The organism is Pseudarthrobacter adonitolis, assembly GCF_055412845.1.
Genome location: NZ_JBVAYW010000007.1, coordinates 156,065 through 179,450 on the forward strand (window position 1 = coordinate 156,065; position 23,386 = coordinate 179,450).

Sequence of the window (23,386 nt, forward strand, 5' to 3'; positions counted from 1 at the left end):
GAGCCATCCTAGCCCGGGGGCACGGTCGCCATTCGCGTCGTACGGCGTTTGTCACCACAGCGACGGCAGGCTCCCCACGAGCCGCTCGTACATTGCCAGCGCCGAACCGTCTGTCAGCGACGCCACCTGGTCGATGACTACCCTGAGCCGTGCGCCGTCGTCGGGCGCGTCCCGCCAGTCGGCCGCGAACATCGGCTCCAGGTGGCGGTCCCCCGTGGCGTTCAGGGCGGTGACCAGCGCGTGCAGCACCTCGCGTTGGCGCTCGTAGATAGGCTGGCGGTGTTCGGTGGTCATTACAAACGTGGTGGCCAGGCCCTTCATCACCGCGATCTCCATGACGGTCTCGTCCGGGACCATGAGCTCGGCGCTGTACCGGGTGAGGTTTTCCGGGCCGTAGACGGTGCGGGTGGTCTCCAGGGCGCTCTGGCAGAACCGGCCGATCAGCTGGCTGGTCATGTTCTTCAGGGCGGCCATGGATTTGCGGCTGCCATCGGCCTCGCGGACCCAGACGTCGGTGGCTTCCAACCGGGCCAGGGCAGCGTCGATCGCGGCGGGGTCGTTGTGCGGGAGGTACCACTGCTTGGCGTAGCCCACCACACGGGCTCGGTGGTCCGGGTTGTCCATCCAGCGCAGCTGGAAATGCCCGGCCACGATCGCGTCCTCGACATCGTGCACGGAATACGAAATGTCGTCGGCCAGGTCCATGACCTGCGCCTCCAGGCACGAGCGGCGTTCCGGCGCACCCTCCCTGATCCAGTTGAAGATGGGCAGATCGTCCTCGTAGGCGCCGAACTTGCTGGTGCGCTGGCCGTGGATCACCGGCGCGTTCAGCGCGGACCAGGGGTACTTCGCCGCCGCATCCAGGCTGGCCCTCGTGAGGTTCAGGCCGGCCGGGCGCCCGTCGGTCGCCAGGACCTTGGGCTCCAGCCGGGTGAGGAGCCGGAGGGTCTGGGCATTGCCTTCGAAGCCGCCGATGGCATGTGCCACCTCGTTCAGGGCGGACTCGCCGTTGTGGCCGAACGGCGGGTGCCCCAGGTCATGGCTCAGGCAGGCGGTGTCCACCACATCAGGGTCACAGCCCAGGGCGCGCCCCAGTTCCCGGCCAACCTGGGCAACTTCGAGGCTGTGGGTCAGTCGGGTACGGACGAAGTCATCTGTATCCGGTGCCACCACCTGCGTTTTCGCGCCGAGGCGGCGCAGGGCCGAGGAGTGCAGCACCCGGGCGCGGTCCCGCTCAAAGTCGGAACGGTAGTTGTTTTTGGGCGGTTCCTCCACCCAGCGGGCGGAATCGTGGGCCTCGTAGCCGGGCAGGGCCTGTGCCGTAGTGCGCGTCTCAGCCACCGGAAACATCCACCTCCGCGGCCGAAATGTCCTGGGACTGAGCGGCGTTCAAGGCACGGGATTCCAGCCAGTCCTTGGGCAGGGCCGGCTTCTTGGGCGATCCTGCCCTCCCGCGCGGGCCTTCGGCATCCGCCCCGGGGTACGGCGAGTCAAGGTCCAGCTGGTCCAGGGTCTCGCGGAGGATTTCGAGGCTGGTCACCAGGGCCAGCCTGGTCCGCAGTTCGCCGCCCACCACGTAGCCCTTGAAGTACCAGGCGATGTGCTTGCGGATCTCGCGCAGGGCCTTGCCTTCATCGTCGAAGGTTTCGACCATCAGTTCGGCGTGCCGGTAGACGCTGTCGGCCACTTTGCGCACGTCCGGTGTGTAGCGTTTGTCGCTTCCTTCGAAGGCCGCCATGAGGTCACCGAACAGCCACGGGCGTCCCTGGCAGCCGCGGCCCACCACCACACCGTCCACGCCGGTTTCCCGGACCATGCGGACAGCGTCCTCCGCGGACCAGATATCGCCGTTGCCCAGGACGGGAATGTCCGGCAGGGCTTCGCGCAGGCGGGCGATCGCGGTCCAGTCCGCCTGGCCGGAGTAGAACTGCGCCGCGGTGCGGCCGTGAAGCGCGACGGCGGCCACCCCGGCATCGCGGGCGATCCGGCCGGCGTCGAGGTACGTCAGGTGGTCATCGTCGATGCCCTTGCGCATCTTGATGGTGAGCGGGACATTGCCCTTGGACGCTTCCTTGACAGCGGTCTGGACGATCGAGGTGAAGAGGTCGATCTTCCAGGGCAGGGCGGAGCCGCCGCCGCGCCGGGTCACTTTGGGAACGGGGCAGCCGAAGTTCAGGTCAATGTGGTCCGCACGGTCCTCTTCGACAAGCATGCGCACTGCCTGGCCCACCGTAACGGGGTCCACACCGTACAGCTGGACGGAGCGGACTTTTTCGTCGTCATCGTGCGAGATGATGCGCAGTGATTCGGGTGTGCGTTCAACGAGGGCACGCGAGGTGACCATCTCCGCCACGTATAGGCCGCCGCCGTATTCACGGCACAAACGACGAAAGGCAGAGTTGGTGATGCCTGCCATCGGAGCCAGGATCACGGGGGTGTCCACCGTGATGGAGCCCAGCTTCAGGGGCGGGAGTTCCAGCTTGGGGGCGGGAGGCGTTGCGGTAACAGTCACTTGTCCATTGTCGCAAAGACGGGCAAATCGGCGGGCCACGCCCTTTTGGAACTGTCTGGAAGCGCCGGGCGGCCAGCCGCCGTTCAGCCGCGGTCTGCCCGGCGCCCCCTCCGCGTGGTGGCGGGATCGGCGGAATGTTCCGTGGACTGCCGCGACCGCCGCTCAAAGGCGGCCGCTGCGAGCGCGCCGGTATCGCCGACGTCGTCCGCGTTGACGGAGGCGCCACCCGAGGTACCGTCGGGGCGGCGGCGATCTTCTTCGTCCGGGACGCCGATGACCGGCTGCCCCGGCGCCCGGACGCCGGTGGCCTTGACCACCAGCACGGCGATCAGGGTGGTCACCGGGATGGCGAGGACCAGGCCAATGGAGCCGACGAGCGTGCGGATGACTTCCTCGGAAAGCTCCGCGCTGGTCAGGGTGTCCCCCAGCGGCCGGTTGTACAGCATCACAATGATCAGGATGGGCAGGGCTGCGCCGGCGTAGGCGAACGCGATGGTGTAGACCGTGGAGGCGATGTGGTCTCGGCCGATCCGCATGGCGGAGGTGAAGAGCTTGCGGGCGCTGGTGCCGGGAGCCAACTCGTAGAGTTCCCAGACGGCGGACGACTGCGTGATGGTGACGTCGTTCAGGACACCGAGCCCCGAGATGATCAGGCCGCACAGTATCACCCCGGAAATGGAGATGTTGGCCGAGGTATTGATGAGGGTGGTGGCGTCATGGCTGCCCACCCCGGCCAGGTTGGCGGCGTCGGTGGCCCAGGCCGCCAGCAGCGCCGTGATGGCCAGGCCGAACATGGTGCCCAGCAGCGCCGTGGACGTACGCGCGGAGAAGCCGTGCGCAAAATACAGGACGCCGATCATGATCACCGTTGACCCCACCAGCGCCAGCAGCAGCGGAGGTTTTCCCTCCACCAGCCCGGGCAGCATAAAGCTTGCAAGGACGAAATACGCGCCCACCAGGCCCAGGAGTGCCCGGAGTCCACGCCAGCGCGCCACCGCGATGACCACCAGGGCGTAGAGGAGCGCCAGCATCACGATGGGCAGGGTCCGGACGAAGTCAACGAAGATGTACGCCGGGGACCCCTGCGACGCCGCGGCGCCCTGGGCGTTGGAAAGGTTCAGGTACCTGATTTGGTCGCCCGGCTTGACGCCGTGTGATTGTGCCACATCCGGATTGATCACTACTTTGACGGGGCTGCCGCCCTGGTCCGGTTCCGTAAAGGCAAACATGCACTCGGAGCCGGCGGGGGCGGGCTGGCCGCTGGTGTCTGGGGATTGGCCGGCGGCTGTGGAGCCCTGCACGCAGCTTTCTTCGACGACGCTCTGGATCTTGCCGGTATCGAACGTGACGCCGGGCGCGGCCGAATAGGGGCTGGCGAGGGAGATCCCGTCCTTGGACCCGGACGGCCACAGCATGGCCATGCCCGCCAGGGTCAGGAGCGTCAGCGGCACCAGCACGGCGGCCAAAATGCGGTTCGCCTTCCGCCGGGCAGCAATCGCCTGGGCCGTCGGCTCCGAATGATCTGTTGAAACGTGGGTGTGGCCGGAGCCCATCAGCAGTTGAACCTCATACCTTGAACTCTACGTCCGGCGCCTTAGGGTTGGTAAATGGCAGCAACCGGGAGGAACCACGCGTGACGGACCGCAGGACTGAATTCCACACCAACGAACCTGCAGCGAGGCGGGAGGCGGCGCTCACTGTGCTGGCGGCCTCCGGAACAACGCGGGGCGTGGCACTGGTCCTGCACGGGGGCAAGGCCCACAGCTATGAGCCCGTGGAGGCCCGCCATCTGAGCCCGCTGCGCATGGTCACGTTCGCCCGCCACCTACACCGCGCCGGGAAGGACCACGGGCTGGCGGTGTGGTCCCTGCGGAACAGCGTGCGTGGCTGGAATGGGCCGGACAGGTCCGCGCTTCAGGATGCCCGCTGGGCGCTCCAACAAATCAGTGCGCAGCACCCTGGAGTTCCCGTGTATCTGGTGGGGCACTCCATGGGCGGCCTCACCGCAGTGAGTGCCGCGGACGATCCGCAGGTGGACGCCGTGGTGGCACTGGCCCCTTGGCTCAGCCCGGAGACGCGCGCCACACCGCTCACCGGACGCAAGGTCCTGATTGTCCACGGCACGCGAGACCACATGACCAGCCCGTCCCAGTCCGTGACGTTCGCGCGCCGCGCCACTGGTGCGGCAGCGTCCATGCAGTATGTTTCGCTGCGCGGTGCCGGGCATTTTATGTTCCGCCGCGGCCGGCTGTGGCACGCGTTGGCCACAGGATTCGTTATGAAGGCTTTCGCCGAGCGATCCGGGTTCACGCACCAGGCCTCGCGCACGCTGGCTGAGCTGGTGCCCGGGTCTTCCGCTGAGATGACCCTGTGAGCCCGTTTCCCTGGCCGGCGTTCGCGGCGTCGCTCCCCTGGACAGCACTGGCCGTCGTGGCGGTCCTGGCGCTGACGTTTGGTGTGGCCGTCCGGCAGGGCCGGCACTCGGTGATGGACGTCGCCTGGGGCCCAGGCTTCGTCGCGGTGGCCGCGGTGGCCTGGTTCCTGTCAGCCGGATCGGGCGATGACACCCGCCGGGTCTTGTTGCTTCTCCTGACGGCCATATGGGGATTGCGGCTCGGAGTCCATATTGGCTGGCGGGCGCGCGACGGACACGAAGACCCGCGCTACAAACTCCTGCTGGACCCGGCGCCCGGATCCAGGAACGCCTATGCGCTCCGCCGTGTCTACCTGCCGCAGGGCGTGGTCATGTTCTTTGTGTCCCTGACGCTGCAGGTGGGGATGTTCGCCACCGGCGCTGTGGGATGGGTGGCCGTGCTCGGCATCCTGCTGTGGGTCACGGGCTTTGTGTTTGAGACCGTGGGCGACTGGCAACTGGCCCGGTTCAAGAAGGATCCGTCCCGCCGCGGCACGGTGCTCGATACGGGTTTGTGGCGGTACACCCGGCATCCCAACTATTTCGGCGACGCGGCTATCTGGACGGGGCTATTCCTTATCGCCGCAGACTCCTGGCCGGGCGTCCTGACCATCCTGTCACCGGCACTGATGGTGTGGACGCTGGCCGGGAAGACCGGGAAGCCCCTGACGGAAAAGGCGATGTCCGGGCGGCCCGGCTACCGCGAATATGTTGAAGCAACCAGCGGCTTCATCCCGTGGCCGCCCAAACGCCAGTGACCTCCCCCAAAACTGGGTGGCGCTAAGTGTCGTATTGGGGGTCCAAAACGACACTTAGCTACACCTAATTGGGGATGAGGTGTCAGTCCGAGACAACCAGCGTGTCGGCGCCGGCCTGGCGCGCTGTGCCGGATTCCAGCAGAGGCTCGACGGCGGCGCGCAGCGCTGTCATCGAATCGTCCAGTTCCAGCATGACCGGGTGCTGGTACGCGAGGAGCGAGAGCAGGTCACGGACCGCGGCCGCGGCGTCGTCGGCCTCCAGAGCGGGTTCGTGGCCCACAAAAACATCCGTGGCCTTCGCGCCCTGGGCCGACGCGTCCGCCGTCGGGTCCTGTGCTGCCTCCGCATAGCTCACTGCAAACGCGCGGATCCGGCCCTTCTTGCTGGGGGAAACCCCGGCGCCAAAGGCGGATCCGGGCTCTGCACGCAGCACAAGCGCACCGTGGGCGCCGGTGAGATCATCCAGGAACAGCTTCTGCACCTGCCCCACCGACAGCACGCCCGGCGAATCCCAGCCGTGGATGGACGTGTAGTACCGCCCCACGACGTCGGTCAGCTCGACGGAGCCGGTGGCGAGGTCCATCACGATGTCGGAACCGGCGTTTTCATCGTTGGCCGGCCCGCCGCCGTCGTTCTTCGCGGGGAACACGGGCAGCTTCAGGGCGCCCGGCTCCACCACCACCAGCCGGGAACGCTGGATGGGCGCGAGCCCGAACGCCTCGGCGAACGCGGCGCCGGGAGTGCCCGGCTGCACCTTCGCGCGGAGCCTGGTAACGCCCGACGGCGCCTGCTCGGCTTCGCGGCGCAGCATGGTCAGGAGCGTGGCACCGATGCCGGCGCGGCGGTGATCGCGCGCCACCTCGATGTAGGTCCACTGCCGCTCCGGATGCAGCGAGGCCTCGTAGACCACGCCCGCTGCCACCGGAATGCCGACGCCGTCAATGACGTCCTCGGCCACGATGCAGCGCCGCCACAGGGTGCCGTCCGTGCCGGCCGAGGAGACGGTCAGGGCACCGCGGAACTGCCGGGCCTGTTCGGTCTCCGGGCCGCCCCAGATTTCCAGCAGCGTCAGGTCATCGCCCTCACGCCATTCGCGGTATTCGATGGCCATCTCAGGCGCCTATCAGGCGGGCGGCCAGGTAGCCTTCCACCTTGTCCAGCGAGACGCGTTCCTGGCTCATGGTGTCGCGTTCACGGATGGTCACGGCCTGGTCCTCGAGGGTGTCGAAGTCCACGGTGATGCAGAACGGAGTGCCGATCTCATCCTGGCGGCGGTAGCGGCGGCCGATCGCGCCGGCGTCGTCGAAGTCGATGTTCCAGTTCTTGCGCAGCTGCGCGCCCAGGTCCTTGGCCTTCGGCGAGAGGTCCTCGTTGCGGCTCAGCGGCAGCACCGCAGCCTTGACGGGAGCCAGGCGCGGGTCAAGGCGCAGGACGGTACGGACGTCGACGCCGCCCTTGGCGTTGGGTGCCTCGTCTTCGGTGTACGCATCGACCAGGAACGCCATGAAGGAACGGGTCAGGCCGGCAGCCGGCTCGATCACGTACGGGGTGTAGCGCTCGTTGGTGGCCTGGTTGAAGTAGCTCAGGTCCTGGCCGGAAGCCTTGGAGTGCGTGGAAAGGTCGAAGTCGGTGCGGTTGGCGATGCCTTCGAGCTCGCCCCATTCGGAGCCCTGGAAGCCGAAACGGTATTCGATGTCCGTGGTGCCCTTGGAGTAGTGGCTCAGCTTTTCCAGCGGGTGTTCGAAGAAGCGCAGGTTCTCTTCCCGGATGCCCAGGCCGGTGTACCAGGACATGCGCTCTTTCATCCAGTACTGGTGCCACTCTTCGTCCGTGCCGGGCTCAACGAAGAACTCCATTTCCATCTGCTCGAACTCACGGGTGCGGAAGATGAAGTTGCCGGGTGTGATCTCGTTGCGGAAGGACTTGCCGATCTGGCCGATGCCGAACGGCGGCTTCTTGCGGGACGTGGTGAGTACGTTGCTGAAGTTCACAAAAATGCCCTGGGCCGTTTCCGGGCGCAGGTAGTGCATGCCTTCCTCGCTGGCCACCGGGCCGAGGAACGTCTTGAGCAGGCCGGAGAATTCCTGGGGTTCGGTCCATTCGCCGCGGGTACCGCAGTTGACGCAGGCAATGTCCTTCAGGCCGTTCTCGGCGGGGCGGCCCTTCTTTTCCTCGTACTCTTCCTCGAGGTGGTCAGCACGGTAGCGCTTGTGGCAGGAAAGGCATTCAACGAGCGGGTCGGAGAAGACGTCGACGTGGCCGGAGGCTTCCCATACCTGGCGGGGCAGGATGACGGAGGAATCCAGGCCCACCACGTCCTCGCGGCCGCGGACCATGGACTGCCACCACTGGCGCTTGATGTTTTCCTTCAGCTCGGCGCCGAGGGGTCCGTAGTCCCAGGCAGAGCGGGAGCCTCCGTAGATTTCACCGGCCTGGAACACAAAACCCCTTCGCTTGGAAAGGGAAATGACCTGGTCGAGTACGGATTTTGCTGCCATGGTGGACTCCAATTTCTACAGGGCCGCTGGGTGCGGTCCGCGGGTATCTGACCCCGCTGCACGTGGGTGCATCACCGCTGGGTGCGGGCGGGGCGGGCGAAGGAACAGGATGCAGAGAACTGCGTGTCCTAGCCTACCGGCCGCTGCCTCCGGAAGGCGCCCCGCGGCCACGGCAGTGTGGCCAGGATGATGGCGGCCAGCGTCAGCAGTGTGCCCAGGACGGTGGCCGGGGCCACGATGCTTCCCGGGGCCGGCACCAGAAGGTCCAGTCCCAGGGAGCCAAGGAGCTGTCCGGCGATCATGCCGAGCCCGGTCACCAGCACTCCCAGGCTGCGGACCAGCAGCGCACCCAGGCCGATGAACACGCAGCCCATGGGCCCGCCCAGGTAGTACCACCACTCGGCTGGCAACGGATTGCCCGGCCCAACAACGGCCACCTTGATGGCCAAGGCAATCCACAGGAACACCGAGCCGGCGACGAAGTTCACCAGCGTGGCGGCAATCGGCGAACCGTAGTGGACCGTTGCCGTCCCGTTCATGGCCTGTTGGAAACTCATCAGGAAGCCGGCCAGGACAGGGAGGATCAACGGAAGAGCCACGGCCTCCAGCCCACCTGCTCCCTCCGCAGGAGCGCCCGGGGAGCCCGGCGAGCCGGCCAGTCGCGGCGAAACCGCCCATGCGACGGCGGCAACCGTCAGCACGCACCCGATGACCCGCATGGGAGTCACAGCCCGCTTGCCGGCAGGCCCGATGCCCAGCCGGTCCACCAGCAGGCCGCTCAGCGTCTGCCCGGTCACGGCGGCGACGGTAAACAGTGCCACGCCCAGGATGCCCACGGTGAAGGACTGCGCGAAGACAAATAGGGCACCGATTCCACCGGCCAGCACGTACGCGGGCGGGAACGCCCGCGTCCGGACCGCCGGCAGGATCCTGGCGAGACCGGCGCGGCCGCTGGGCAGGATCAGGGAGATCAGGATCATCACCACCAGGCCGGCGCTGAAGCCCACCACGGCCGCGGCAATGCCGTCGTTGAGCCGGACGCCGAGGGCGCCGTTGATCCGGCCCTGGACGGGAATGGCCAGTCCCGCGCCGACGGCCAGCGGGAGCCCCGCGAACCGCGGCAGGCGTGGGGTGTGGGTCATTGGATTCACCTTACGTCAGGCATCATTACTTGTATGAGCAACCAGGACATTCAAGAGATCCCCATCCGCGACAGCATGATCCGTCTTGGCCAGCTCCTGAAGCTCGCCAGCCTGGTAGAAGACGGCGTGGAAGCCGCTGAGCTGATCAAGAACGGACTCGTCAAGGTCAACGGCGCGATCGACGACCGCCGCGGGCGCCAGCTGCACAACGGCGACACCGTCACCGTCAACGGGCAGACCGTGCAGGTCGTGGCCCCGGAAGCGTGATTTGGCAGGCGTCACTCGGCGAGTACAACATAGGCGGCCGGCGGCACTGTGCCGCCGGTCGCCGTCGTACGTTTATTTGTTCAGCACCTCGTGCGTCAGGAACTCGGAGACGTGCCCGATTTCCTGCTGGTTGATGCCGTGCCACATGCCTGTGTAGAGCACCTTGGTGAGCTTGACGTGCCCACGCACCCAGCCCATGGTGTAGTCGATCCTGTCGGGGGTGATCACGGGGTCCTGCTGGTCCCGGCCCCAGAAGAGCGGCACTGTGCCGTCCAGTTCGCCGTCCTTGAAGGTGGGGTCCCCGTCCGCGTTGACCACAAAGCCGGAAAGCCCGACGACGGCGGCATAGTCAGCGGGGCGCTGCCGGAGCAGCGTGGTGGCCATCGCCATTCCCATGGAAAAGCCGAGCAGCGTCACCGTCGGGTGGTCGGCTTTGACGGTGTCGATCCAGTCCTGCACGTAACCGGCTGCAGCCTTGACGGCGTCGAGCGTGTATTCGATGGAGGCCGTCAGGGGGAACCACATAAAGCCCGGGCCCGTGGCCAGTGGCGCCCGGAGTGAGGCAACAACAAAGTCTTCGGGAAGCATATCCGCCAGGCTCAGGAGGTCCTGTTCGTTGGCGCCGTAGCCGTGCAGCAGTACCAGCAGCGGCTTTCCGGAGCGCTGGTCCTCCGGCCGGGACCACAGAACAACAGGGGCGGGAAATACTTGGGCGTCAGTCATGGTTCCATTCTGACAGTTACCCGGCGGTAGCTACCTACGGTGGCGTAGCTTGAGAGGGAGGAGGCAGGATAGGACCGTGAATGACGCAAGAGCTATGCAGAGCCCGCCCACAGCCACGGCAGCCCACCCCTGGGGCCGCTATGTAGCGATGGGAGATTCGTTCACCGAGGGCATCGGCGACCCGGAACCAACGAGTCCCGGCGGCTTCCGCGGCTGGGCGGACCGCGTGGCCGAGGAACTGGGCCGGGGCCAGGCGGACTTCGCTTATGCCAACCTTGCCGTCCGCGGCCGGCTCCTGCAGCAGATCGTGGACCAGCAGCTCGCTCCGTGCCTGGCGCTCAAGCCGGACCTCATAACCCTTTCCGCCGGCGGCAACGATCTCATCAGGCCCGGCGGAGACCCCGATGCCCTCGCCGAAAAACTTGATTCGGTGGTCCAGATCCTGGCCATGGGCGGCGCCACCGTGGTGCTGTTCAACGGTCCGGACACCGGATCTTCGGTCCTGGGACGGATCCGTAGCAAGGTGGCGATCTACAACGAGAACCTGCGCACCGTGGCCGCCCGCCACGATGCCATCATCGCCGACATGTGGTCGCTCAAGCAGCTGAATGATCCGCAGATGTGGGACGAGGACCGCTTGCATTTTTCGCCGTTGGGACACCACACCATCGCCGCCATGGTGCTGGAATCGCTTAACGTGAACCACACTCTCGAGCCGCTCCTGCCCAAGCCGGTGCCCGCCCGCACGTGGCGGGCGGCCCGCTCCGAAGACCTGGTGTGGGCCCGCGAGTACTTTGTCCCCTGGGCGGTGCGGCGGTTGCGCCACCGCTCCTCAGGCGACGGAATCACCGCAAAACGCCCGACGCCGGGCCCTGTGTTCGGCCCGGGTGTTCCGTTGGGTTCCGGTGAGGGGCCGCTGGGCACCACCAACGCCCGGCGCTAGCGGCGGGCCGCCGTGACCCAAGGACAGCTCACGCGGACAGGCACGGATCCTGATGAGGTGGTGCGGCGGCGGCTTCACGCCCAACGGCTGCGCGGTCCCGGCCTGGGCTCCCCGGCGGACGCCGTCCGGCACCTGCTGGCTGTCCAGGCGCAGGAGTTCCCCTACGCCCGCTGGAGCCCGGCGCAACGGACCGACGGTCTTGGAGCTGCCTCCGAGGCCCCGCCTGATCGTGCACCTGCCGCCGCTCACGTGCCCACTGCCATGGACGTGGAGCAGGCGGTGTCAGATGGGCGCATCCTGCGCACCCATATCCTGCGGCCCACCTGGCATTTTGTGCACCGGGAGGATCTTCGCTGGCTGACGGCCTTGTCCGCGCCGCGGCTTCACCAGGGCAACGGGGGCATGTACCGGCGGACGGGGATTGATGCGGCCGCCGCTGACCGGAGCGGGCAGGTCCTGGCCGAAGCCGTCCGGGCGGGCACCACCTGACCCGGGAACAGCCTCAGCGAGCTGGTCCGGCGCTACTTCACCAGCCGTGGCCCGGCCATGGTCAAGGACTGCGCCGATTGGTCCGGGCTCACCATGTCCGACGTGCGGCTCGGCCTTCAACAGTCCCTGGCGGCAGCTCCCGAAACGCTGGCAACGTCGGTGATTGACGGCGTCGTGCATTATTTCGACGCCGGTACGGACGGCAGCAATGCCACGTCTGCCGCCGGGCCTCGGATCGACTTGATCCAGTGCTACGACGAATACGTGATGGGCTATTCAGCAACACGGCACTATCTGGGTGGCAGCGCTCCGGCGTTCCCGGCAGGACGCCGTGGACCGGCATGGGGCCTTCCTGGGGATCCCGGCCGTGCGAGTGGGCTCCGGGGTTAAGCTGGAAGGACACATATGAGAGGCGCTACACCGTGAACAGCTTGTTTTTCTGGATCATCATTCTGTCGTTCGTGATACCGATGGCGATGCGGATGTACCGGAAATCCGTCAACAAACGGAACCAGGAGCAGAGCTTTACCGGACGCTACCCCGAGCAGTTTCCAGGCGGCGCGCAGTACCCGGGGAGCGAACAGTACCCCGGACCGCAGAACAAACAGCCCCGTGACGGCTACACGCAGCAGGATTACATGAGTGGCGGCTTCCGCCAGATCATGAGCCCGCAGCCCCTGCCGCCGAGCCAGCCGCTGCCACCCATGCAGCCGATTCCTTCTGCAGACCAGCAGTTCCCGCCGTACGGTCAGCCGCAACCCAACGGTCAGCCGGTGCCGGATCAGCGCGCGGAAGCACCGCAGCAGCCTGCCGCCCCCGCCATTCCCCTGCCGCCGTCGGGCCCGCAGGGATACCGTGCCCGGAAACTGGCCGAACTTGACCAGCAGTACAGCAACGGTGAGCTGGCCATGGAGGATTACATGAAGCGCCGCTCCGACATCATGAACGGCTGATCTCCTAACAGCGCGAACGGACACTTGTGGCCCCGACTCCGAGGGCTCAAGTGTCCTCTCGCACTTAAAGGCAGGGCCTCAAGTGTCCCCTCGCGCTTAGACCAGGAACGTGTTCCGGAGCTGGGCGCCGAGCTGGCCGATCTCGGTCAGGAAGCCGTCGTGGCCGATCGGAGCCTCAATGACGTGGACGTCCACGTCGCCCGGGAGCGCGTCAGCCAGCTCACGGGACTGGGACGGGAAGTACAGCCGGTCACTGTCCACTGCGGCCACGAAGAACCTGGCGGTGGCCCGGCCCAAGGCCGCGTTCAGGGAACCCCGCCCGCGGCAGACGTCGTGGCTCATCAGGGCGTCGGTGATGGCGATGTAGCTGTTGGCATCAAAGCGCCGCACCAGCTTTTTGCCCTGGTGGTCCAGGTAGCTTTCTACCTGGTAGCGCCCCCGTTCCGCCAACGCTGCCGCCTGGAACGGCGATTCCGGGTGCTGGGCCGACCGTCCGAAGCGCCCATCGAATTCCTCTGCGGAGCGGTAGGTGATATGCGCAATGCGCCGTGCCAGGGCCAGGCCGTCCTCGGGCAGCGGACCGCCGTAGTAGTCGCCGTCGTTGAAATTGGTGTCCTGGCGGATGGCCAGCGTCTGCGCCTGGGCGAACGCAATCTGCTCGGCCGTGCTGGCGGCACCGATCGCGATAACGGCGCAACGCTGAACCCGTTCGGGGTAGGTGACCGCCCACTCCAGGGCCCGCGCGCCGCCCATGGAGCCGCCCAGCACGGCATACCAGTTCGGAATGCCCAGCTGGTCGGCCAGCCTGGCCTCAGCCGCCGTTGTGTCGCGCAGTGTCACCAAAGGAAAGCGGGACCCCCACGGGTTGCCGTCCGGGGCAGCCGAGGACGGTCCGGTGGAGCCGTAGCAGCCGCCCACAATGTTGATGGAGACCACATAGAACCGGTCCGTGTCCACCGGCGCACCGGGTCCGGCCAGCTGTTCCCACCAGCCGGGCTCGTCACTGTCGCCCCGCGTCACATGGGTACTTCCGGTCAGGGCGTGCTCAATCAGGACGGCGTTAGAGCCGTCCGCGTTGAGAGTGCCCCACGTTTCATAGCCGAGCGTGACCTCCGGGAGGTAACCGCCGGCCTCAAGCTCGAGGCCACCGATGCTGGCGTAACGGACCACACCGTTCCCGGGGACTGCGGTTCGGGAAATCGTAATCGTCATGGAAAGGACCTTTTCTACGCACTTGCCCACCGTCAATTGACCGGCAGGCCAGGTCCTCACCCGGGGCACCCCGCCGCGAAAGAGGGTTGCCGGCCAGCAAGCCGGGGCTGTCGCTGGCACTCATGACCTGCTTCGAGTGTACGAACAGCCCCGGACTATTGCTAAGCGTGTGACTGGGTGTGACTTTGCGGGGTCCCTACCGCCCCTGGCCTGCCGCGTCTTTGTTAGGCTCCGCTGCGCCTCTTGGCCGCCCGGAAGCCGGCTTCGAGGTCGGCCAGGATGTCATCGATGTGTTCGATGCCCAAGGTCAGACGGACGAGTCCCGGAGTGACCCCGGCGATGGCCTGCTGCGCGGGTGAAAGCTGGCTGTGCGTGGTTGGTGCCGGGTGGATCACCAGTGAACGGACGTCCCCGATGTTGGCCACATGGGAGTGCAGCTCCAGGGCATCCACGAAGCGCTTCCCGGCCTCTGCGCCGCCGGCCAAGTTGAACGCGACCACCGCGCCGGTGCCTTCGGGGCCGTATTTGCGGCCGCGCTCGTACCAAGGGCTGGAGGCCAGCCCTGCATAGGCGACGGATTCGACGTCGTCCCTTGCCTCAAGCCACTCCGCGACGTCCATCGCATTGGCCACGTGGCGCTCCACCCGCAGCTCAACGTCCCCAGGCCCTGGGCGATGAGGAAGGTTGAAGGGTGACACTGCCGAGCCGAGGTCGCGCAGCAGCTGGACGCGGGCCTTCAGGATGTAGGACAGATTGGCGCCGAGGGCTCCGCCGGCCCCAAGGTCACGGGCGTAGCGTGGAGACGGTGTTGTCCACAACGAGGGGCACACCGGCGTCGTGGGCGGTCCGGGACACACCCTCGATGTCCAGCACGTCCTGGCGGGGGTTGGAGACCACTTCGGCGAAGAAGAGCTTGGTATTGGGCTGGACGGCATCGCGCCAATGGTCCAGGTTGTCCGGGTCAGCCACAAACGTGACGGAGATGCCGAACTTTCTTAAGGGTGTGCGCCAAGAGGTTATACGTCCCGCCGTACAGGCTGGGGCTGGCCACGACGTGGTCACCGGCCTCGGCAGCGTTCAGGATGGCAAAGGTTTCAGCGGCCTGTCCCGAGCTCAGCAGCAGTGCAGCGAGCCCGCCCTCCAGGCTGGCAATACTCGAAAGAGGTCATCTGGTAAATCGGAAGCGCCCGTGCGCCGGTGGCGCTGTCCGGTTCCTGGCCAGCGTGGATCTGGCGGGTTTCGAAAGACCATCCGTTCGACGTTCGATGCTCCTTGACGTGGCGTGGCACTGCTCGGTTGCGTTCAGTCTAGGAAGACATCCCTGACGGAAACAGGATTATGACGAACGTGGTCACCCGGCCGCTCCTTCTCCTGCTTCCCGGCGGAATGTCCACTCGTGACGCAACAGAATCCGGTAAGGCTGCCCTTAGCTGAGAGCCGGATCACAAAGTGCCAAGATGATGGCATGCGCATGGATCACGTCTCTTACGCCTGTGAACAAGATGGCCTCGTTGCCACCACCGAACGTATTTCGTCCGCCCTCGGCGTTGAAGCCGTGAAGGGTGGAGTGCACCCCCGGTTTGGAACCCGGAACATGATCATTCCCCTCGCCGGCCACAAATACCTGGAAGTCGTGGAGGTCCTGAACCACCCGGCATCGGACAAGGCTCCCTTCGGGCAGGCTGTCCGGGCGCGGTCCGAAGCCGGCGGCGGTTGGATGGGCTGGTGCGTCGAAGTGGACGACCTCGCTCCGTTCGAAGACCGCCTGGGCCGTGCTGCCGTCAACGGCAACCGCAAGTTCCCGGACGGCCGCGAGCTGGTCTGGAAGCAGATCGGCATCCTGGGCCTGATCGCGGACCCGCAGGTCCCGTACATGCTCAAGTGGGAGGGCGACCCCGCTCTGCACCCGTCCAACGCCTATGAGAGCAACGTCAAGATGAGCTGCCTGACCATAGCCGGTTCCGCCGCACGCGTGACGGAATGGCTGGGCGAACCCGTCGAGAAGCCGCTGGAGGATGTGGCCGTTGACTGGGTGGCTCCGCATGGAACCCCCGGCATCCTGTCAGTGACCTTCGAAACCGCTACGGGCGCAGTCACCATCTGATTGCACATTCAATAGCTTCGGCCGCCATCAGCGGGTGCCAATGATGCCACCCACCGATGGCGGCCGAATCCTTTAAGCCGGACCGGCTTATGTGCACGTGACCTGCACGGGAACCGCGGCTCTCCTACCCCAGGCCCACCGCCCGGCCGAAGAGGCTGAACCCAACGAAGGCCACGATGTCCAGCAGCGCATGCGCGATGACCAGAGGCATAACCCGCTTGGTCCTGGTGTAGAGCCAGGCGAACACCACACCCATCACGGCGTTGCCGATGAACGGTCCGAATCCCTGGTACAGGTGGTAGCTGCCGCGAAGCATGGAGCTGGTGAAGATGGCCAGAGGCACGCTCCAGCCGAACTTGCCGAAGCGGTCCAGGAGATAGCCCACCACGATGACCTCCTCCACCACGGCGTGCCGCAGCGCGGACAGAATCAGGACGGGCACGGTCCACCAGTACGAGTCGAGTGCGCTGGGGATGATGGCGGTGGTGATGCCCAGGGCACGTCCCGCGGCGTAGAGGCCCAGCGACGGGATCCCGATCAGCGCCGCGAGGCCGAGTCCCTGCAGCAGGTCGCGGCCCGGCCTCGCGAAGTTGAAGCCCAGCTTCCGAAAGGCCGAACTGGCCTGGCTGCCCACGCCGGTGCCGGACTGCCGCTGGTCCGTGAGGAAGTAGATGACCAGCAGCACGGGCACCAGGGCGAAAATGATGTCCAGCAGCTGGTAGGTCAGGTCGAAGTATTCACGCGTGCTCTGTGACCGGTTCAGCGTGGACGTGCCTTCGGCCAGCGGTGCACGCGTCACCTTGTCGAGCAGCTGCACCACCGAGTAGACGGCGGACTGTCCCAAGGAAAGACCCAGCACAATCCAGACTTCGATCCGCAGCCGACGGCGCGAGGGAACCAACATGGTTCCATCTTGCCTGTAGTTTCTGGATCTTCGCTGATTACTGGCGGCCCGGCCCCTGGACGGGGCCCTGCACCCGCGGCGGCACTTATGCTTGGGTATGAGCGCGCCAGGGAAAATCTTTATGATCCGGCACGGCCAGTCCGCGGCCAATGTCGATACGTCCATCTACAACAGGGTCCCGGACTACCGGATTCCGCTGACTGCCCAGGGCCTGGCGCAGGCCACGGCAGCCGGGGAACGGATCCGCCGCGAGCTGGACGGTCGGCAGGTCTGCGTTTATGTATCGCCGTACCTCCGGGCGCACCAGACGCTGGAGGCACTCAACCTTGGCAACCACACCGAACGGGTGATCGAAGAACCGCGCCTCCGTGAGCAGGACTGGGCCAATTTCCAGATCACCGGCGACATCGAGGACCAGAAGGAACTCCGCAACGCCTACGGCCATTTCTTCTACCGGTTCCGGGAGGGCGAATCCGGCTCCGACGTCTACGACCGGATCTCCTCGTTCATGGAGACGCTGTACCGCCACTGGTCCAAGCCGGACTACGCCCCCAACACCTTGCTGGTGACCCACGGACTCACCATGCGCCTGTTCTGCATGCGCTGGTTCCACTGGTCGGTGGAGTATTTCGAATCACTCAACAATCCGGACAATGCCGCGGTGCGGACGCTTCTGCGCACCGACCTGGGCAAGTACGAACTCGATATTCCGTTCAGCCAATGGGTGGACCGCCGGGTGGACGAGACCGTCTTGGATGCGCCGCCGGTCATCTTCTAGGGGTTGTTGCCGGTCGCTTAGTGCGGGGCCACGATCACTTCGGTGCCATTGGCTTCGAACGCGGCTTTGTCCTCGGCGGAGATACCGGAGTCGGTGATCAGGCGGTTGAACGCGTAGCCGTCCATGGTGGCAAAGGCCCTGACGCCCACCTTGGAGGAGTCGGCCAGGACATAGGAAACCCGGGCCCGGCTGGCCAGCAGGGCATTCACGGACGCTTCACCCTCCCCCGTGTTCGTTGGGCCCACCTCGGGGTCGATGCCATTCACGCCAATGAAGGCGATGTCCATGACCACCTTCTGCATGATGATGTCGGTGTACGGGCCCACCAGTTCGTAGGAGCGGGGGTTCAGGATGCCGCCGGTCACCATGACCTTGATGTTGGGGCGGACAGCCAACTGCGCAGCGATGTTGATGGCGTTCGTAACCACCGTCAGGGTGGGCTGGTTGGCGGGAGCATTGAGGTCCTCCCGCGTTGCCAGGATCTGTGCGAGGGCGGTGCTGGTGGTACCGCCGCAGAGCCCGATCACCGCTCCGGGTGAAATGAGCGCCGACGCCGCCTGGGCGATCTGTTCCTTGGCTTCGGCGTGGTCGTCACGGTTATAACGGCCGGGGAGGTCGTACGCCAGGGCGCCGGTGGTGGCACCGCCCCGGGTGCGGGTCAGCAGCCGTCGCTTGGCCAGGCTGTCCAGATCACGCCGTGCCGTGGCCGGCGATACTCCCAGCGTGCCCACGATTTCTTCCACCTCCACCTGGCCGGTTCTGGCAAGGATATCCAGGATGGCCGTCAGGCGGTCAGTGCGGGTCATGGGGGCCTTTCAGCGTCAAAAAGTCACCAGAATATGACGTTATCTGATCATAACAGTCCACAACAATCATTTTGCGTCACAAATCGGAGCCTGGCTACCGTGCCCGCACTCCGGCCCGCCACACAGCGTGCGTCAGCGGCATGCCCGGGCGGTAAGCGAGATGCGTGGCTGAGGGGGCGTTGAGCATATGCAGGTCTGCCCGGTGCCCGACGGCGAGCGAACCCACCGCCCGTACGCCGTCGGCGTCGTGCCCCGCCTCCCGGTGCAGCGCCAGCGCACCTCCATAGGTTGCGGCACGCACCGCTTCGTGGACGCTCAAGCGCATCTGCAGCACGGCCGTAGCCACGTTGAACGCCATGGAGCTGGTGTACGAGGTACCCGGGTTGCAGTTGGAGGCCAGCGCCACCTGCACCCCCGCGTCCAACAGTTCACGCCCCGGGGCCAGCGGCTGCCGGGTGGAGAGATCGCACGCGGGGAGGCAGGTTGCGACGGTGCCGCGGGCACCACTGCCGGTTCCCGGGTTCCAGCCGGACCAGCTGTCCGCCAGCGCCGCCACATCACGGGCCGACAGGTAGTTCACGTGGTCCACGCTGGCTGCCCCGAGTTCCACCGCCAGCTGCACGCCGGGACCCTCGCCGAGCTGGTTGCCGTGGACGCGGATCCCCAGTCCGGCGGCCCGGCACGCCTTCAGCACACGGCGGGACTGCTCCGCGGTGAAGGCGCCTTCCTCGCAGAACACATCCGCCCACCGGACGTACGGCCGGACGGCTTCCAGCATGGGCCCGCAGACGAGATCGGTGTAGGCCTCCGCATCGGTGCCCGCGGGGACCAGGTGGGCGCCGAGGTAGGTGACTTCGTCTGCGACAGTGGAGGCGATCCGGGCGCTCCGGGCCTCGTGCTCAATGTCCAGCCCGTACCCGGTCTTGGTTTCGAGGTAGGTGGTGCCCTGCGATACGGCCTCGGACACGCGCGTCATTGCCAGCCGGGTGAGGTCGAAATCGGACGCGCGCCGGGTGGCGTCCATGGTTACGGCGATGCCCCCGGCCGAATACGACTCCCCTGCCATCCGCGCCTCGAACTCCGCAGTGCGGTCGCCGGCGAAGACCAGGTGCGTGTGCGAATCCACCCAGCCAGGCAACACGGCCCGGCCGCCGGCGTCCACTGTGTCGTCAGCCGGCGGCGCATCCGCGGCGGAACCGAGCCAGGCGATCCGTTCGCCCTCGATCACTACGGCGGCATTCTTAAGGACGCGGTGTTCCAGGTCCTGGGTCATCAGCTCGGCGATGTTGGTGATCAGGGTGCTCATGGGTTCCATTGTTCAGCGCCGGATGGACCAGCGCGTGGCGGACAGCGCCTCCGCTGTCCGGGATGCCGGATGGTGGGCCGCACCGGCGCTGTGCCCGGCGCCCTGTCCGGCCAGGATCTGCCCGGCGGCAAGCTCCGCCATGGCCGCGGAGGTCTGGAAACCGTACCCGCCCTGACCGGCAAGCCAGTAGAACCCGGGGGCTTCGGCGTCGAAACCGGCCACCGGGACGCCGTCGGCTGCCTCGGTCCGGAGACCCGTCCACGTGCTCCGGACTCCGCGGATTCCCAACGTGGTCAGCTGGTTGAGCTTCACGATCAGCCGCTCAATATCGCCGGGCCGCGGCCTGGCGTCCTCGGGTCCGCTGGGTACCGATTCCGACGGCGAGATCAGCACCTCGGTGCCCTCCCGGCGGAAATAAAACGTGTGGTCCGCCGCCGCCACCATAGGGCTGTGCCCGGGCAGGGGATGTTCGACGTCGACAATCGCCGCAGTGCGCCGGTACGGCTGCAGCCCGAGCTTCTCCACGCCGCTGATCACGGCGATCTCATCGGCCCAGGCGCCGGCCGCGTTGACCAGCACACCGGCCTCAAAGGCCTCCTGCCCGGCCCCGATCTCCCAGCCCGAGCCCAGCCGCTGGGCGGAATGCACCCGCGCCCCAGTGATGATGTCGGCGCCGGCGGCCTCTGCACGCTGCCGGTGGTCGGCCAGCAGCAGCGGGGCGTTGCAGCCGAAGGATCCGGTGTCCAGGCCTGCGGCGGAGAAAGCCCCGGGCACCAGCGCAGGGCAGAGCTCCAGTGCCCGGTCATGCGTGATGGGACTCATGTGGCCGCTGGCCTCGGCGCGGACGGACTCCTCGGTGCCGATGAGCATAAAACTCCGCGGCGTCAGGACAGGTTCGGGCAGTTGCGCGTCCCGGGCCGCCATCAGCTCCAGGGTCCGGACCGTGAGTCCCTGGACCACCTCAGGGCCGTAACTCGGAATAAGCTGGCGGGCGGAGCGGGAGGACGTGTGGTACGCCAACTCCTGCTCCGCCTCCACCAGCGCCACGCTGCAGCTGCCCGCGAGCGCGGACGCCAGGGACAGGCCGGCGATGCCGCCGCCCACAATCAGGACGTCGTAGTGTGCTGCCATGGCTCCATCCTTGCAGAGTTGCTCGGCGGCCGCGCCGGGCGCCCTCTGGGGGTTTAGCGCGGCTGGGTTAACCCGCTACTGCGGCACGGCTGGCGACGAACGCACCCACGCACGCTTCGACGTCGTCCTCTGAGTGCGACGCTGAAAGCTGCACACGGATCCGGGCGGCGCCGCGCGGGACTACCGGGAAACTGAACGCGGTGACGAAGACTCCATGCCGGAGCATCTGGTCCGCCAAGTTGGCGGCCATCACGGCATCCCCGAACATCACGGGAACAATCGCGTGTTCGCCGTCCAGGAGTTCGAAGCCCTCATCGGTCATCCGGCGGCGGAACAGCCGGGCATTCTCGAACAGCCGGGTCCTCAGGTCACCGGAGTTCTCCACCAGGTCAAGCGCCTTGATGGTCGCGGCGACGATCGCGGGGGCCAGGGAGTTGGAGAACAGGTACGGGCGCGCTTTCTGGCGGAGCATGGCTACCACTTCACTGCGGCCGGACACGTAGCCGCCGGACGCGCCGCCCAGGGCCTTGCCGAACGTTCCGGTGTAGATGTCCACGCGCTGGGACACCCCGGCGTGCTCCGGGGTTCCGGCACCGGTGGCACCCATAAAGCCGACGGCGTGGGAATCGTCCACCATCACCAGGGCGTCGTGCTTCTCGGCGAGGTCGCAGATGGCCTCCAGCGGCGCCAGGTAGCCGTCCATGGAGAACACGCCGTCCGTGACGATGATCTTGCGCCGCGCATCCTTCGCTTCAACAAGCTTGGCCTCGAGGTCCGCCATGTCCTGGTTGGCGTAGCGGAACCGCTGGGCCTTGCAGAGCCGGATGCCGTCGATGATGGAGGCGTGGTTGAGGGCATCGGAGATGATGGCGTCCTCGGGGCCGAAGAGGGATTCGAAAACGCCGCCGTTGGCATCAAAGCAGCTGGAGAACAAGATGGTGTCCTCCGTGCCGAGGAACCTGGAGACCCTGGCTTCCAGTTCCAGGTGCAGGTCCTGGGTGCCGCAGATGAAGCGGACACTCGCCATGCCGAAGCCCCGCGAGTCCATGGCTGACTTCGCGGCGGCGATGATGTCCGGGTGGTCCGCGAGGCCCAGGTAGTTGTTGGCGCAGAAGTTCAGGACTGTGGCGCCGGGCTGGCCGACCTGCCCTGCCGTGACGTGGCTGGACTGCGGGGAGTTGATGCTGCGCTCGGTTTTGAAGAGCCCGGCGGTGCGGATGTCGTCCAGCTCAGTCTGCAGCTGGTCCTTGATGGAGGTGTACATGGTGCTCCTTTAGAGTTCGGTCCAGTCAAGGACAACTTTTCCGCCGCCGCCGGCGCGGGCGGTGTCGAATCCTTGTTCCCACTCTGCGGCGGGAAGCTTGTCTGTCACCACCGCTGAGATGCCGGCGTGCAGCACGGGGTTGGAGGAGAGCATGGCGCTCATGGCGTACCAGGTCTCATACATTTCCCGGCCGTAGATGCCCTTCAGGGTCAGCATGTGCGTGACCACTTTGCCCCAGTCGATGGTGATTTCCTGGCTGGGAAGGCCGAGCATGGCAATCCGGCCGCCGTGGTTCATGTTCTCGATCATCTCAGGCAGGGCCGTGGGGTGGCCGGACATTTCCATCCCGATGTCGAAGCCCTCCCGCATGCCGAGTTCACGCTGGGCAGCCTTGACGCGCGTGGTGGAGACGTCGATGGCAAGGTCCACGCCCAGCTGACGCGCCAGCTCGAGCCGTGGCTTGGAGACATCGGTGATGGCGATCTTGCGCGCACCGGCGTGTCGGGCCACCGCAACGGCCATCAGTCCGATGGGCCCGGCACCCGTGATCAGCACGTCCTCGCCCACCAGGGGAAAGCTAAGGGCGGTGTGCACGGCATTGCCGAACGGATCGAAAATCGCGCCGAGCTCCGGGGTGATGGAGGGATCTTGGTGGACCCAGACGTTGGTCTCGGGGATGACCACGTACTCGGCGAAGGCGCCGTCCCGCTGCACGCCGACGCTGACGGTATGGATACACATCTGGCGGCGCCCCGCGCGGCAGTTCCGGCAGATCCCGCAGACCACGTGGCCCTCGCCGGACACCCGGTCCCCCACTTTGACGTCGCGGACGCCGTCGCCGATATCCACTACTTCACCGTAGAACTCGTGGCCGGCGATAAGCGGCGCCTCGATCATGCCCTGCGCCCAGGCGTCCCAGGACTGGATGTGCAGGTCCGTGCCGCAGATCCCGGTAGTCATGACTCGGATCTTGACGTCGTTGGTGCTGGCTTCGGGCTCGGGGCGGTCAACCAGCTCGAACCCGGCGTGTGCGCCGGACTTATAGAGTGCCTTCATTGGCTTCCTGACTGTTGGCAGCGACCCGCGGCCTGCGGGTGTGGGCTCCCTTTATTAGAGCCATTTTCGAAGCATTAGCACAAGCAGTATTTTCTCAATCGACGATGTAGTGTTCGCTAATGTATAG

At 66.4% G+C, this 23,386-nt stretch carries 26 protein-coding genes and 1 riboswitch; of the genes, 9 read left to right on the forward strand and 17 right to left on the reverse strand.

What is annotated here, in order from left to right; genetic code table 11:
- Positions 1 to 51: 51 nt before the first annotated feature.
- From ACZYZ4_RS10270 to ACZYZ4_RS10280, 3 genes are all read right to left on the reverse strand, one after another.
- On the reverse strand, positions 52 to 1,350 hold the full coding sequence (locus ACZYZ4_RS10270) for a deoxyguanosinetriphosphate triphosphohydrolase (RefSeq protein WP_463860514.1): 1,299 nt from the start codon (positions 1,348 to 1,350) through the stop codon (positions 52 to 54).
- Positions 1,334 to 2,512, reverse strand: coding sequence for a tRNA dihydrouridine synthase DusB (gene dusB / locus ACZYZ4_RS10275; RefSeq protein WP_463860516.1), 1,179 nt, complete (start codon positions 2,510 to 2,512; stop codon positions 1,334 to 1,336). Before dusB ends, ACZYZ4_RS10270 begins: the two co-directional genes overlap by 17 nt.
- Positions 2,513 to 2,595: 83 nt before the next feature.
- On the reverse strand, positions 2,596 to 4,065 hold the full coding sequence (locus ACZYZ4_RS10280) for a YibE/F family protein (RefSeq protein ID WP_463860518.1): 1,470 nt from the start codon (positions 4,063 to 4,065) through the stop codon (positions 2,596 to 2,598).
- Between the two features lie 80 nt (positions 4,066 to 4,145).
- On the opposite strand from ACZYZ4_RS10280, the gene ACZYZ4_RS10285 reads away from it, so the two are divergent.
- Together ACZYZ4_RS10285 and ACZYZ4_RS10290 are read left to right on the forward strand one after the other, a co-directional pair.
- The gene (locus tag ACZYZ4_RS10285) at positions 4,146 to 4,886 is read left to right on the forward strand and encodes an alpha/beta hydrolase (RefSeq protein WP_463860520.1); all 741 of its coding nucleotides are present in this window, start codon (positions 4,146 to 4,148) and stop codon (positions 4,884 to 4,886) included.
- Positions 4,883 to 5,683: a DUF1295 domain-containing protein gene (locus ACZYZ4_RS10290; protein ID WP_463860521.1), complete on the forward strand. Its 801-nt coding sequence runs from the start codon at positions 4,883 to 4,885 to the stop codon at positions 5,681 to 5,683. Before ACZYZ4_RS10285 ends, ACZYZ4_RS10290 begins: the two co-directional genes overlap by 4 nt.
- A gap of 82 nt (positions 5,684 to 5,765) precedes the next feature.
- Here the strand turns inward: ACZYZ4_RS10290 and ACZYZ4_RS10295 are convergent, their stop codons facing one another.
- From ACZYZ4_RS10295 to ACZYZ4_RS10305, 3 genes are all read right to left on the reverse strand, one after another.
- Entirely contained in the window at positions 5,766 to 6,794 is a 1,029-nt protein-coding gene (locus ACZYZ4_RS10295) for a GNAT family N-acetyltransferase (RefSeq protein WP_463860522.1), read from the reverse strand.
- 1 nt (position 6,795) lies between these two features.
- Complete coding sequence (locus ACZYZ4_RS10300; protein WP_160678738.1) at positions 6,796 to 8,181, reverse strand: glycine--tRNA ligase; 1,386 nt, start codon at positions 8,179 to 8,181, stop codon at positions 6,796 to 6,798.
- A 128-nt stretch (positions 8,182 to 8,309) separates the two neighbouring features.
- A complete protein-coding gene (locus tag ACZYZ4_RS10305; RefSeq protein WP_463860524.1) occupies positions 8,310 to 9,323 on the reverse strand; it encodes a DMT family transporter in 1,014 nt (337 codons plus the stop codon).
- 33 nt (positions 9,324 to 9,356) lie between these two features.
- Here ACZYZ4_RS10305 and ACZYZ4_RS10310 point away from each other — a divergent pair, with 33 nt between their 5' ends.
- A complete protein-coding gene (locus ACZYZ4_RS10310) occupies positions 9,357 to 9,590 on the forward strand; it encodes an RNA-binding S4 domain-containing protein (protein ID WP_463860526.1) in 234 nt (77 codons plus the stop codon).
- Between the two features lie 72 nt (positions 9,591 to 9,662).
- Here ACZYZ4_RS10310 and ACZYZ4_RS10315 read toward each other — a convergent pair whose 3' ends face one another.
- Entirely contained in the window at positions 9,663 to 10,313 is a 651-nt protein-coding gene (locus ACZYZ4_RS10315) for an alpha/beta hydrolase (protein ID WP_463860528.1), read from the reverse strand.
- A gap of 94 nt (positions 10,314 to 10,407) precedes the next feature.
- On the opposite strand from ACZYZ4_RS10315, the gene ACZYZ4_RS10320 reads away from it, so the two are divergent.
- Genes ACZYZ4_RS10320 through ACZYZ4_RS10335 form a run of 4 tightly spaced genes read left to right on the forward strand, consistent with a single transcriptional unit; the run spans position 10,408 to position 12,698 of the window.
- The gene (locus ACZYZ4_RS10320; protein WP_463860588.1) at positions 10,408 to 11,256 is read left to right on the forward strand and encodes an SGNH/GDSL hydrolase family protein; all 849 of its coding nucleotides are present in this window, start codon (positions 10,408 to 10,410) and stop codon (positions 11,254 to 11,256) included.
- 12 nt (positions 11,257 to 11,268) lie between these two features.
- Positions 11,269 to 11,745: a DNA glycosylase AlkZ-like family protein gene (locus ACZYZ4_RS10325; RefSeq protein ID WP_463860530.1), complete on the forward strand. Its 477-nt coding sequence runs from the start codon at positions 11,269 to 11,271 to the stop codon at positions 11,743 to 11,745.
- Positions 11,746 to 11,802: 57 nt separating this feature from the next.
- Positions 11,803 to 12,135, forward strand: a complete 333-nt coding sequence (locus ACZYZ4_RS10330) for a DNA glycosylase AlkZ-like family protein (protein ID WP_463860532.1) — start codon at positions 11,803 to 11,805, stop codon at positions 12,133 to 12,135.
- 32 nt (positions 12,136 to 12,167) lie between these two features.
- A complete protein-coding gene (locus ACZYZ4_RS10335) occupies positions 12,168 to 12,698 on the forward strand; it encodes a hypothetical protein (protein ID WP_463860534.1) in 531 nt (176 codons plus the stop codon).
- Between the two features lie 96 nt (positions 12,699 to 12,794).
- On the opposite strand, the gene metX is transcribed toward ACZYZ4_RS10335, so the two are convergent.
- The 4 genes from metX to ACZYZ4_RS10355 all read right to left on the reverse strand — a co-directional run bounded on the left by metX (position 12,795) and on the right by ACZYZ4_RS10355 (position 15,063).
- Positions 12,795 to 13,910 (reverse strand): homoserine O-acetyltransferase MetX, encoded by a 1,116-nt coding sequence (gene metX, locus ACZYZ4_RS10340; RefSeq protein ID WP_463860536.1) that lies wholly within the window; start codon positions 13,908 to 13,910, stop codon positions 12,795 to 12,797.
- A gap of 13 nt (positions 13,911 to 13,923) precedes the next feature.
- Positions 13,924 to 14,038: riboswitch (SAM riboswitch) on the reverse strand.
- A gap of 96 nt (positions 14,039 to 14,134) precedes the next feature.
- On the reverse strand, positions 14,135 to 14,728 hold the full coding sequence (locus tag ACZYZ4_RS10345) for a PLP-dependent transferase (protein ID WP_463860538.1): 594 nt from the start codon (positions 14,726 to 14,728) through the stop codon (positions 14,135 to 14,137).
- Entirely contained in the window at positions 14,694 to 14,879 is a 186-nt protein-coding gene (locus ACZYZ4_RS10350) for a PLP-dependent transferase (protein WP_463860539.1), read from the reverse strand. Before ACZYZ4_RS10350 ends, ACZYZ4_RS10345 begins: the two co-directional genes overlap by 35 nt.
- A complete protein-coding gene (locus tag ACZYZ4_RS10355) occupies positions 14,872 to 15,063 on the reverse strand; it encodes a PLP-dependent transferase (RefSeq protein WP_463860590.1) in 192 nt (63 codons plus the stop codon). Before ACZYZ4_RS10355 ends, ACZYZ4_RS10350 begins: the two co-directional genes overlap by 8 nt.
- 312 nt (positions 15,064 to 15,375) lie before the next feature.
- Between ACZYZ4_RS10355 and ACZYZ4_RS10360 the strand changes: the two genes are divergently transcribed.
- The gene (locus ACZYZ4_RS10360) at positions 15,376 to 16,014 is read left to right on the forward strand and encodes a VOC family protein (protein WP_185263043.1); all 639 of its coding nucleotides are present in this window, start codon (positions 15,376 to 15,378) and stop codon (positions 16,012 to 16,014) included.
- A 124-nt stretch (positions 16,015 to 16,138) separates the two neighbouring features.
- On the opposite strand, the gene ACZYZ4_RS10365 is transcribed toward ACZYZ4_RS10360, so the two are convergent.
- Positions 16,139 to 16,918 carry a CPBP family intramembrane glutamic endopeptidase gene (locus ACZYZ4_RS10365; protein ID WP_463860542.1) on the reverse strand — a complete coding sequence of 260 codons (780 nt, stop codon included), beginning with the start codon at positions 16,916 to 16,918 and terminating at the stop codon, positions 16,139 to 16,141.
- A 97-nt stretch (positions 16,919 to 17,015) separates the two neighbouring features.
- Here ACZYZ4_RS10365 and ACZYZ4_RS10370 point away from each other — a divergent pair, with 97 nt between their 5' ends.
- A complete protein-coding gene (locus tag ACZYZ4_RS10370; protein WP_463860544.1) occupies positions 17,016 to 17,696 on the forward strand; it encodes a histidine phosphatase family protein in 681 nt (226 codons plus the stop codon).
- Between the two features lie 17 nt (positions 17,697 to 17,713).
- Here the strand turns inward: ACZYZ4_RS10370 and ACZYZ4_RS10375 are convergent, their stop codons facing one another.
- The 5 genes from ACZYZ4_RS10375 to tdh form a co-directional block, all read right to left on the reverse strand.
- Positions 17,714 to 18,502 carry a DeoR/GlpR family DNA-binding transcription regulator gene (locus tag ACZYZ4_RS10375; protein WP_463860546.1) on the reverse strand — a complete coding sequence of 263 codons (789 nt, stop codon included), beginning with the start codon at positions 18,500 to 18,502 and terminating at the stop codon, positions 17,714 to 17,716.
- Between the two features lie 94 nt (positions 18,503 to 18,596).
- Positions 18,597 to 19,808, reverse strand: coding sequence for an imidazolonepropionase (gene hutI / locus ACZYZ4_RS10380; protein ID WP_463860548.1), 1,212 nt, complete (start codon positions 19,806 to 19,808; stop codon positions 18,597 to 18,599).
- Between the two features lie 12 nt (positions 19,809 to 19,820).
- Positions 19,821 to 20,939: an NAD(P)/FAD-dependent oxidoreductase gene (locus tag ACZYZ4_RS10385; RefSeq protein WP_463860550.1), complete on the reverse strand. Its 1,119-nt coding sequence runs from the start codon at positions 20,937 to 20,939 to the stop codon at positions 19,821 to 19,823.
- A gap of 67 nt (positions 20,940 to 21,006) precedes the next feature.
- On the reverse strand, positions 21,007 to 22,203 hold the full coding sequence (locus ACZYZ4_RS10390) for a glycine C-acetyltransferase (protein ID WP_463860552.1): 1,197 nt from the start codon (positions 22,201 to 22,203) through the stop codon (positions 21,007 to 21,009).
- Between the two features lie 9 nt (positions 22,204 to 22,212).
- A complete protein-coding gene (tdh, locus tag ACZYZ4_RS10395) occupies positions 22,213 to 23,259 on the reverse strand; it encodes an L-threonine 3-dehydrogenase (protein ID WP_463860554.1) in 1,047 nt (348 codons plus the stop codon).
- Positions 23,260 to 23,386: the final 127 nt, after the last annotated feature.